14 protein-coding genes are annotated in these 7,457 nt (G+C 59.1%); 9 read left to right on the top strand and 5 right to left on the bottom strand.

Going from position 1 to position 7,457, the window contains the following annotated elements:
• From D3227_RS42345 to D3227_RS42010, 6 genes are all read left to right on the top strand, one after another.
• A partial coding sequence (locus D3227_RS42345; RefSeq protein WP_208646547.1) for a hypothetical protein occupies window positions 1–213 on the top strand: 213 nt, incomplete at its 5' end.
• Between the two features lie 78 nt (window positions 214–291).
• Window positions 292–504 (top strand): hypothetical protein, encoded by a 213-nt coding sequence (locus D3227_RS35915; protein WP_120018852.1) that lies wholly within the window; start codon window positions 292–294, stop codon window positions 502–504.
• An 8-nt stretch (window positions 505–512) separates the two neighbouring features.
• The gene (locus D3227_RS35910; protein ID WP_120018851.1) at window positions 513–746 is read left to right on the top strand and encodes a hypothetical protein; all 234 of its coding nucleotides are present in this window, start codon (window positions 513–515) and stop codon (window positions 744–746) included.
• Window positions 739–1,104: a hypothetical protein gene (locus D3227_RS35905; RefSeq protein ID WP_120018850.1), complete on the top strand. Its 366-nt coding sequence runs from the start codon at window positions 739–741 to the stop codon at window positions 1,102–1,104. The genes D3227_RS35910 and D3227_RS35905 overlap by 8 nt, the downstream gene beginning before the upstream one ends.
• 3 nt (window positions 1,105–1,107) lie before the next feature.
• Window positions 1,108–1,803 carry an SOS response-associated peptidase gene (locus tag D3227_RS35900; protein ID WP_120018849.1) on the top strand — a complete coding sequence of 232 codons (696 nt, stop codon included), beginning with the start codon at window positions 1,108–1,110 and terminating at the stop codon, window positions 1,801–1,803.
• A gap of 3 nt (window positions 1,804–1,806) precedes the next feature.
• On the top strand, window positions 1,807–1,974 hold the full coding sequence (locus D3227_RS42010; RefSeq protein ID WP_167481006.1) for a hypothetical protein: 168 nt from the start codon (window positions 1,807–1,809) through the stop codon (window positions 1,972–1,974).
• A 51-nt stretch (window positions 1,975–2,025) separates the two neighbouring features.
• On the opposite strand, the gene D3227_RS35895 is transcribed toward D3227_RS42010, so the two are convergent.
• From D3227_RS35895 to D3227_RS35875, 5 genes are all read right to left on the bottom strand, one after another.
• Window positions 2,026–2,280: a hypothetical protein gene (locus tag D3227_RS35895; protein ID WP_120018848.1), complete on the bottom strand. Its 255-nt coding sequence runs from the start codon at window positions 2,278–2,280 to the stop codon at window positions 2,026–2,028.
• Complete coding sequence (locus D3227_RS35890; protein WP_245452064.1) at window positions 2,277–2,975, bottom strand: DNA polymerase thumb domain-containing protein; 699 nt, start codon at window positions 2,973–2,975, stop codon at window positions 2,277–2,279. Before D3227_RS35890 ends, D3227_RS35895 begins: the two co-directional genes overlap by 4 nt.
• Window positions 2,976–3,063: 88 nt before the next feature.
• Complete coding sequence (locus tag D3227_RS35885; protein WP_147377774.1) at window positions 3,064–3,282, bottom strand: hypothetical protein; 219 nt, start codon at window positions 3,280–3,282, stop codon at window positions 3,064–3,066.
• Between the two features lie 364 nt (window positions 3,283–3,646).
• Window positions 3,647–4,348, bottom strand: a complete 702-nt coding sequence (locus tag D3227_RS35880) for an RES family NAD+ phosphorylase (protein WP_120018845.1) — start codon at window positions 4,346–4,348, stop codon at window positions 3,647–3,649.
• A 6-nt stretch (window positions 4,349–4,354) separates the two neighbouring features.
• Window positions 4,355–4,750: an antitoxin Xre/MbcA/ParS toxin-binding domain-containing protein gene (locus D3227_RS35875; protein ID WP_120018844.1), complete on the bottom strand. Its 396-nt coding sequence runs from the start codon at window positions 4,748–4,750 to the stop codon at window positions 4,355–4,357.
• Between the two features lie 154 nt (window positions 4,751–4,904).
• On the opposite strand from D3227_RS35875, the gene D3227_RS35870 reads away from it, so the two are divergent.
• The 3 genes from D3227_RS35870 to D3227_RS35860 are packed head-to-tail and all read left to right on the top strand — an operon-like array spanning window position 4,905 to window position 7,196.
• Complete coding sequence (locus D3227_RS35870; RefSeq protein ID WP_120018843.1) at window positions 4,905–5,618, top strand: multiubiquitin domain-containing protein; 714 nt, start codon at window positions 4,905–4,907, stop codon at window positions 5,616–5,618.
• Window positions 5,593–6,759 carry a ThiF family adenylyltransferase gene (locus D3227_RS35865; protein WP_120018842.1) on the top strand — a complete coding sequence of 389 codons (1,167 nt, stop codon included), beginning with the start codon at window positions 5,593–5,595 and terminating at the stop codon, window positions 6,757–6,759. The genes D3227_RS35870 and D3227_RS35865 overlap by 26 nt, the downstream gene beginning before the upstream one ends.
• Window positions 6,756–7,196, top strand: coding sequence for a ubiquitination-like system serine protease family protein (locus D3227_RS35860; RefSeq protein ID WP_120018841.1), 441 nt, complete (start codon window positions 6,756–6,758; stop codon window positions 7,194–7,196). The genes D3227_RS35865 and D3227_RS35860 overlap by 4 nt, the downstream gene beginning before the upstream one ends.
• The last annotated feature ends 261 nt before the right edge of the window (window positions 7,197–7,457 follow it).

Here is a 7,457-nt window from a genome sequence, read left to right as displayed (position 1 = left end):
GCCCCGCGTCGCGGTTCGGCTGGTCAGTTCGGCTTGTTGTCGTTGTCGGCAGTCGAACCCGCAGCCATCTCCTCGCTCACTCCAGCGAAAAGGCGACGGAAAGGCCGACAACGACAACAAGCCGAAATGACCGACGGCACCGCGCCCTGCCAAGCAGGGCGCGGTTTCCTGACGGCTGAAGTGCGCAGCGAAGACGAGAAGGACGTCGATTGACGATGACATGAAGGTCCGACTTGACTCTTTTGTTCTCATTTTGTTCACTGTGGCACGCGCACGAAAGAGAGGTGCCCAATGTACAAGGAAACTCCCCTGACAGTCGCTGAGGAAGTCGAACTGCAGCAAGCGGCCGAAAAGCTGATTGCACGCCACGGCGGCGACATGCTGAAAGCTCTCAAGGCTGCGATGCTCCACAACGGCTATCTCGAAGGCCAGATCGAACAGATCGCCGCAGCAGTTCCCGGGCTCATCAAGATCCATTACGACAGCCCCATGGCTTCGAACTAGGCGGCCTGATGCATGCCGAGAATCTAGCTGGCCCGGATGACGATCTGGAGCGCGACGTCGACGCCGTCATCGTCTCCTGTGGCGGCGACGCGAGAGCCGCGGTTCGCGCACTGATCGTCCAGGTCGCCTACCTGGAGCGCGAAATTCAATATTTTCGGGTCGCGGTCTCCTCAGGCTTCAGCCGGCAATGGCATCACAAGAGATGGGAGATCGAGACTGATGCCGGGTCGGAGAATGGGTGAGGTATCTTACTCAGCGATCGACCGCGCCTACCCATATCAGGTGGCGCTGCCGGACGACATTTGCTGCATGCACAACCTGACCCTGATCATGGAGTTTTGCGAGACACGCGGTCTCCACCATCTGACGCAACACGTTACGGCAGTCTGGCCGAACGGCAAGCAGGAGCACTATCGCCTCCACTGCTTTGCCGATCTTGCATCTGCGGAGCCCTTCAGGGATCATTTCGGTGGTGTGATGTTCGATCCGAAGCGCGATCGCGAGAATAGTCGGGCACGAGGTGCATGGCACCGGAAGGATGAATACAAGCGGATTCTGGAAAGCGGCCCATTAAGAGTGCCGGAAATCTTACGGGTTTAGATCATGTGCGGTCGTTACACTCGATATCTGTCCTGGTCCGAAATTCACCGGCTCTACCGGCTCACCACGGACTGGGAGCGGCAGCGCAACGACGCGCCGGCCTATAACATCGCACCCACTGAGGATGTTGTTTTCGTTACCGCCGGTGAGGACGGCAACCACAAGCTGCGCGAGGGCCGCTGGTGGCTCGTGCCTTGGTGGGCGAAGGAGATGCCGAAAGGGGCGATGTTCAATGCACGTTCGGAGACGGCTGACACATCCGGCGCCTTCAAGGATGCATTCAAATCGAAACGCTGTTTGATCCCTGCGGATGGCTTCTACGAATGGACGCTGAGCCCTGCCGACAAAGGGCGTGACCCCTGGTACATCTTTCTGCCAGATCACCGGCCATTCTCGTTCGCCGGACTGTGGGCCCACAATGACAATCTCGGCATCACCAGCTGCACGATTCTGACCGCCGCAGCCCAAGATCCAATGGCCAGTCTGCACGACAGGCAACCGGTGATCCTCGCTCCCGAGGTCTACGATGCATGGCTCGATCCAAGGATGCCGGCGGGAGAGGCCAAGGCTCTGCTTTCGCACGATCTTGACGGCCAACTTCAATTCTATCGCGTCGACCGCCAGGTGAATTCGAGCAAGAACAAAGGCGGCGACGAGATGATCACGCCGATCGACATGCGAACCGCGTATGGGATCTGACAGATGAGCGACGATCCTTCATCACAGCCGGTGCCGGCGTCGCGCGCGCCAGGGATCTACGAACACTATTGCGAGCATCCGGGATGCACGAAGTGGGGCGGCTGGGGCTTTCCGCGCGGGAAACAGACGATTTGGTTTTGCTGGGAACATCGCGAGGACGCGGAGAACTGAGGCCGGCTCAATTCGAGCGATAGGATCAACGGAAGCGTAGCGGTTTCACCGCTAGGCCAGGCCGCCGACGAATCCGCTCAGCTCGTCGAGCCGCACCATCGAGAGCCGCACTCCGCCGTGACAGCCGCGCGCCCTGCAGGCGGTTTCGCGCTCCAGTTCGTCGATGTAGAGAAATTCACGCTCCGGCGACGTGCAGACGATCGCCCGCGTGAGATAGTGGACGTGGCCGCATTTTTTGCAGCGCGCTTCCAGCTTTTGATTGTCAGCGAGGTCGCTGACGCGAATGTTTCGCTTCCAGCTTTTCACCAGAAATCCTCCGCTGAAGGAATGCGCGTATAGCTGATCTTGCCGCCAACATGGCCGCCCGCCGGCGGCTGCCACTGGCCGAGGCTGACGACCGTGCCGGCATAGCGCGAATTCAGATTGTCGATCGCCTTGCTGGCGTTTTCCCAACGCCGTCGCTGGCAATCGTCATTGAGCAGCAAATCGAGCTGGCGCTCATGCGATGGCGACAAGTCGTAGAGCGTGACGCCAATTCGAAAAATCATCAGGCCGCGCGGGTGGTCCTTCCGTACCTTGTCCCACAGTTCCGAAAGCGCCGACAGTATGGCCTGATCGTCGTTGACGACCGGCAAATGGCGCTTTCCCATCCAGGACCCGTCCCGGATCGACAGCCAAAGCCACAAGCCCCCGGCATAGAAGTTTTCTCGCCTCAGCCGCCGCGCCGCCTTGATCAGCAGCAGGCGCGAGATTTCGCGCGCGCCGCGGATCGTCCGTGACTCCGGCGGCAGCACGCGGCCATGGCCGAACATGCCACGGCTCGAGGCGGGTGCTTGGATGTCATAACCGTGCAGCGCGTACCAAAGGCGCTCTCCGGTAACATTGCCCCAAAGCTTGCGCATGTGCTTCGCCTGGACATTGTAAAGCTGTTCCATCGTGAAGATGCCGGCACTATAGAGCCGCTTTGCCATGTTGCCGCCGACACCTGGAATGTCTTCCATTGTGACGGCGAGCAGCGCAGCCGGAAGGTCTTCCGGCCGCCAGATCGTCAGCCCGTCACCATATCGGCCGCCATCGCGCTTGCCAGCCTTACAGGCAATTTTGATCAGTCAAACCGAGAGACGTGCGGCTCCCCGCCGCCAAAACGGGATGCTGGACCACCGCCAGCTTATGATCGAGCAAAATCCTGACACGGCGCCTCGGTAAATCGAGTTCTTCGCCGCACACGATTAGCGCCATGTCAGCCAGGGCATTGCGCCGCTGATCATCCGTCATAGGCGGCGCTTCATGCCAGTCTATCGAATCCATTTCGTTTTCCAGACCTGATTTTTCGTCCGCTTCCTACCTGCGGTATTTCGCGCCGGACAGCAATTTTCACAACTTGGTGGTGAAATCCGATGCTTGGTGCCCGAAACGAAATACCGCTCTCGACCTCATAACGGCCGTTCCAAGGGCCTGTTGTGATGCTCCGGAACCTGCCGTCCACAGGAGCCGTCGCATGCGGCCAGATCGGGACCGAAAGCAAAATGGCAGCTACAAAGACCCAAGACTTTGAAAGCTGCAGTCTTGCGATCAGATCAGCCGGTGGCGCAGCCTAGCTGCGCTGGAGGTGATGTCTTCGCGCGGAGGAACACGGCCCGTAGTGTTGGCAATTCGCTGCACGGGGTGGCCGCTAGGCAGCTGCCCTCGGTTTGGCAAAAACTTCATCACGGTCGATATCGTCGTTGCGCGTGAAATCGAATATTCGGCTGACCTGACGGCCGTCCCATCTGAACCGGTAGTGGGCACCCTGAACCGCCTTGTCGACGAGGATTTCGACACTGAACACCGCGAGGAAATCGTGGCCGGGGACCTCCTCGGTTCGGTAGACGACGCCGTTGGCGCCGTCCTCGAAGAGTTGCCGGCCGATGAGCCGCCGTGCGGCGACCGACATGTCCGTCGGGACACTCCGCAGGTCGACGACCTCACCTTTGACTTGGTGCACCAACATCCGCATGTCGATACCGCACGACGGTTCGTCGGTGCGTGACATGAACAACTCGCGGCGCAGGACAGCACGAGCAAGTGCCGCCTGCGTATCGGAGGCGAGGTCCATTACTGAGTAGGGTGCCGGAAGGAAATCGCTCCCCTCCGGCATGGGATAAGAGAAAGGGGCATGGTTCCAATTCTGTAGACGCGGTGAAGCTGCATCCGCCGAGATATCGCCACCTGTGATGCGCGATTTCGCGGCAAGCCGAGGATTGGTCACCGCTTCCAGCCCTGCCGCGAATGCCTGCATCTCGCGGGAGCCGAAACTTTCATAGATATCGATGGTCGGGTACTTCGACGGAATGAGCCTTCGGTATTGGCCATCGATTCTGATCCGGGGATACACGTAACCTCAACCTCCACGCTGGGCGTCGACGTAATGTCGGACCCTGATGATGTCACTCAGATTACCGGTCATGATCACGTCCAGTGCGGACGCGCCTTCGAAATACCTGTTGGGCCTTCTGATCCATCCGACTGCGGATTCCTCCGAATCCATGACGATCCGCAGCGCCTTGTAGATGGATCCGAGGTGCGAAATTCTCTCCAGCGTATCGGCAGACACTTCGCCGCCGTCCTTTCTCCACCGGAAGTAGGTTGATCGTGAGGGCGATCCCAGCAGCTTGATCTGCTGGTCGGTGTTCAGGTCCCAGATTTCGGCGAGTTTGAAGAAAAATCCGAGGGGGCTTGGCGGCTCGCGATTAGTGCTGGCTGTCGTGTGTGGCGTGACTGTTTCATGGGTTTCCATCTTCTCCTCGATGTTGTGTCAAATCGGACTTGATTTTTAATTATAGTCCGATTAGCGTCAGTCCTAGAACGGACTGAGTCGCAAATATCCGTCTCTATTGGGATTTCGTCAAGCTTGACGCGGTGAAACACACGCGGCGGGAAAGGAGAACCTTATGTCCAATTTGGTAGAAGGCGAACTCCGGCGGCAGGGCCGCACGGCGTTCGATGTCGACATCGGCGACGAGGCCTTCGCGTTCACGAATGTGTCTTTCGAAGACCGCAAGGTCACCGGTGCGCAGATCGCCGAGGCTGTTGGCGCCAACCCCGCCACTGACTATGTTGTCTTGCTTCACCTGCCCAACCATCAGCTCGAGACCATTCGCCCGAATGAAACCGTCGATCTGAAAGACGGGGCGCGCCTCTTCGTCATCAAGGGCGATGGCACGGACCGCTTCTTCGTCGACGGCATTCCGCTCGAGTGGCCGCGCAAGACCCTGACCGGCACCAGTATCCTGTTCCTGGCCGGGAAGGGCGCCGACCTCGAACTGGTGCTGGAGCGTCAGGATCAGCCCGACAAGGTCATCGACGAGGATGACGAGGTTCGCATCGGCGCCCCCGGCGTGGAAAAATTCCATACCCGCCCCGCGCAGGTGAATGTGACGATCTTCGTCAACACGCGCCCTACGCCCTGGACCAAGAAGCGGATCAAGTTCGAGGAGGTGGTTCTGATCGCCTACCCGGTACCGCCCCCGGGCAAGGAGATCGTCTACACCGTCGGCTATTTTGATGGTCCGCCCAAACATCCGGAAGGATCACTCACGCAGGGAAAATCGGTGCGTGTCCGCGACCAGATGGTGTTCGATGTCAAATTCACCGATAAATCGTAATCCCGACCTCCAGCGGCTAGTCGCTGAAGGCTATGAAGTCGAGATCATTGCGGATCACCTTGTGATCCGCAGCGTTCCCTACGTGGATCAGGACCGACAGGTTCGCCGCGGTGCGCTCGTCTCCGAACTCAACGAGGAAACCCGCAAACCGAAAACACACGTTATTATGTTCGCCGGCGACTTTCCCTGCGACAAAGACGGCAAGATCCTTGATCGCATTATCAAGTCCAAAGCCGCAAAGAAAATATCGGAGGCTCTGACTGTCAGCTGCTCGTTTTCGAGCAAACCGCCGGAGGGCTATCCCGACTACTACCAGAAGATCACCACCTACGTGACGATCTTGCAGAACGAGGCGCAGGCGATCGATCCGAATGCGAACGCCCGCACCTGGCGGGTTATCCCGAACCCGGTTGCGGAATCGCCCTTCGAGTATGTGGACACGGCATCGAGTCGCGCCGGCATCACCTACGCGAGCGGAAAACTCAGCCTTGAGAGCGTCGCCATCGTCGGTCTCGGCGGCACCGGTTCCTACGTACTCGACCTTCTTGCCAAGACCCCGGTTAGTAAAATCCATCTTTTTGACGGTGACAAGTTCGGCCAGCATAACGCCTTCCGCACCCCCGGCGCGCCGTCGCTCGACCATCTGCGCACCATCCCCTTCAAGGTTGATCATTGGGCCGGCATTTACAGCGCGATGCACCGCGGCATCGTTCCCCATCCCACCTCCATCACGCCCGAAAACCTCCATCTGCTGCGCGACATGAAGTTTGTGTTCATCTGCGCCGACGCTGGCGGAGCCAAGGGCGCCATCTTCAGGGAGCTCGAAAGCGCAAGTGTGCCATTCATCGATACCGGCATGGGACTAGGGCTTGAGGACGACACCTTGCATGGCATGCTTACAGTGACGCTTAGCACGCCCTCCAAGCGCGATCATGTCGCAGAGCGCGTCTCGCTGGCGGGCGACGGTCATGAAAACATCTACGCCAAGAATATACAGGTTGCCGACCTCAACATGTTCAGCGCCGCACTTGCGGTCATAAAATACAAGAAACTGCTCGGCTTCTACGACGACCGCCGCCACGAGCATTTCATCAACTACATGATTGGCGGAAACGTGCTTCTAAGCGAGGATCGGGCATGAAACCCGCACCGCAGCTTCGCCACGTCTTCGTCGAGAGCGTGCCCGAGCAGATGGAGGAGCGCATCCTCTACGTCTCCGTGCGCTTTCGCACGGCGATGCACCTGTGCATGTGCGGGTGCGGCACCCAGGTTGTCACGCCGCTGAGCCCTACCGACTGGAAGCTCACATTTGATGGCGTCTCGATATCGCTCGACCCTTCAATCGGCAATTGGAACCTGTCCTGCCGGTCGCACTACTGGATCAGGCGCAATAAGACGCTCTGGGCAGAATCGTGGTCGGACGAAAGGGTTGCCGCGGGCAGGACACAGGACCAACGGGCCAACGAGCAGTTCTATGGCGAGCAGAAGTCGCTGCGGGGGCCGCCGCCCGTAGAAGCGAAGCCGAGCAGGTGGGAGCGTTTCAAGCGAGTTGTCTCAAATCTCTTGCAACGTTTATAGGAGAAGCGGGCTATAGCTCCATAGTCGGGCTCCGCCTTAGGTCCCCACAGAAAGGCTGCCTCCAACAGATCACTATTGGCGCCCAAATGGCCGAGATAGAAGGCGCGAAGCTGAAGGTGGGTCACATTGGATGAAGGTCAGCTTCCACAACCCCGCCAACCAAAACCTGCCCGTCCCCTTCCCACCCAGAGGCAGCCGTTTATCACGGGTACCGAGCGATAGGTCTTCACAACTAGCGCCGGGTCCTGTCCCCAGAGGTGA

The organism is Mesorhizobium waimense (assembly GCF_003601975.1).
GTDB lineage: Bacteria > Pseudomonadota > Alphaproteobacteria > Rhizobiales > Rhizobiaceae > Mesorhizobium > Mesorhizobium waimense.
This window is presented reverse-complemented; position numbering and strand designations above follow the sequence as displayed.

Coding starts and splice junctions, on each gene's coding strand:
- D3227_RS35865 (WP_120018842.1), top strand. CDS start 5,593: ATGTCAAATTCACCGATAAATCGTAATCCCGACCTCCAGCGGCTAGTC.
- D3227_RS35900 (WP_120018849.1), top strand. CDS start 1,108: ATGTGCGGTCGTTACACTCGATATCTGTCCTGGTCCGAAATTCACCGG.
- D3227_RS35860 (WP_120018841.1), top strand. CDS start 6,756: ATGAAACCCGCACCGCAGCTTCGCCACGTCTTCGTCGAGAGCGTGCCC.
- D3227_RS35910 (WP_120018851.1), top strand. CDS start 513: ATGCATGCCGAGAATCTAGCTGGCCCGGATGACGATCTGGAGCGCGAC.
- D3227_RS35905 (WP_120018850.1), top strand. CDS start 739: ATGGGTGAGGTATCTTACTCAGCGATCGACCGCGCCTACCCATATCAG.
- D3227_RS35875 (WP_120018844.1), bottom strand. CDS start 4,750: ATGGAAACCCATGAAACAGTCACGCCACACACGACAGCCAGCACTAAT.
- D3227_RS35885 (WP_147377774.1), bottom strand. CDS start 3,282: ATGGATTCGATAGACTGGCATGAAGCGCCGCCTATGACGGATGATCAG.
- D3227_RS35870 (WP_120018843.1), top strand. CDS start 4,905: ATGTCCAATTTGGTAGAAGGCGAACTCCGGCGGCAGGGCCGCACGGCG.
- D3227_RS42010 (WP_167481006.1), top strand. CDS start 1,807: ATGAGCGACGATCCTTCATCACAGCCGGTGCCGGCGTCGCGCGCGCCA.
- D3227_RS35890 (WP_245452064.1), bottom strand. CDS start 2,975: ATGGAAGACATTCCAGGTGTCGGCGGCAACATGGCAAAGCGGCTCTAT.
- D3227_RS35915 (WP_120018852.1), top strand. CDS start 292: ATGTACAAGGAAACTCCCCTGACAGTCGCTGAGGAAGTCGAACTGCAG.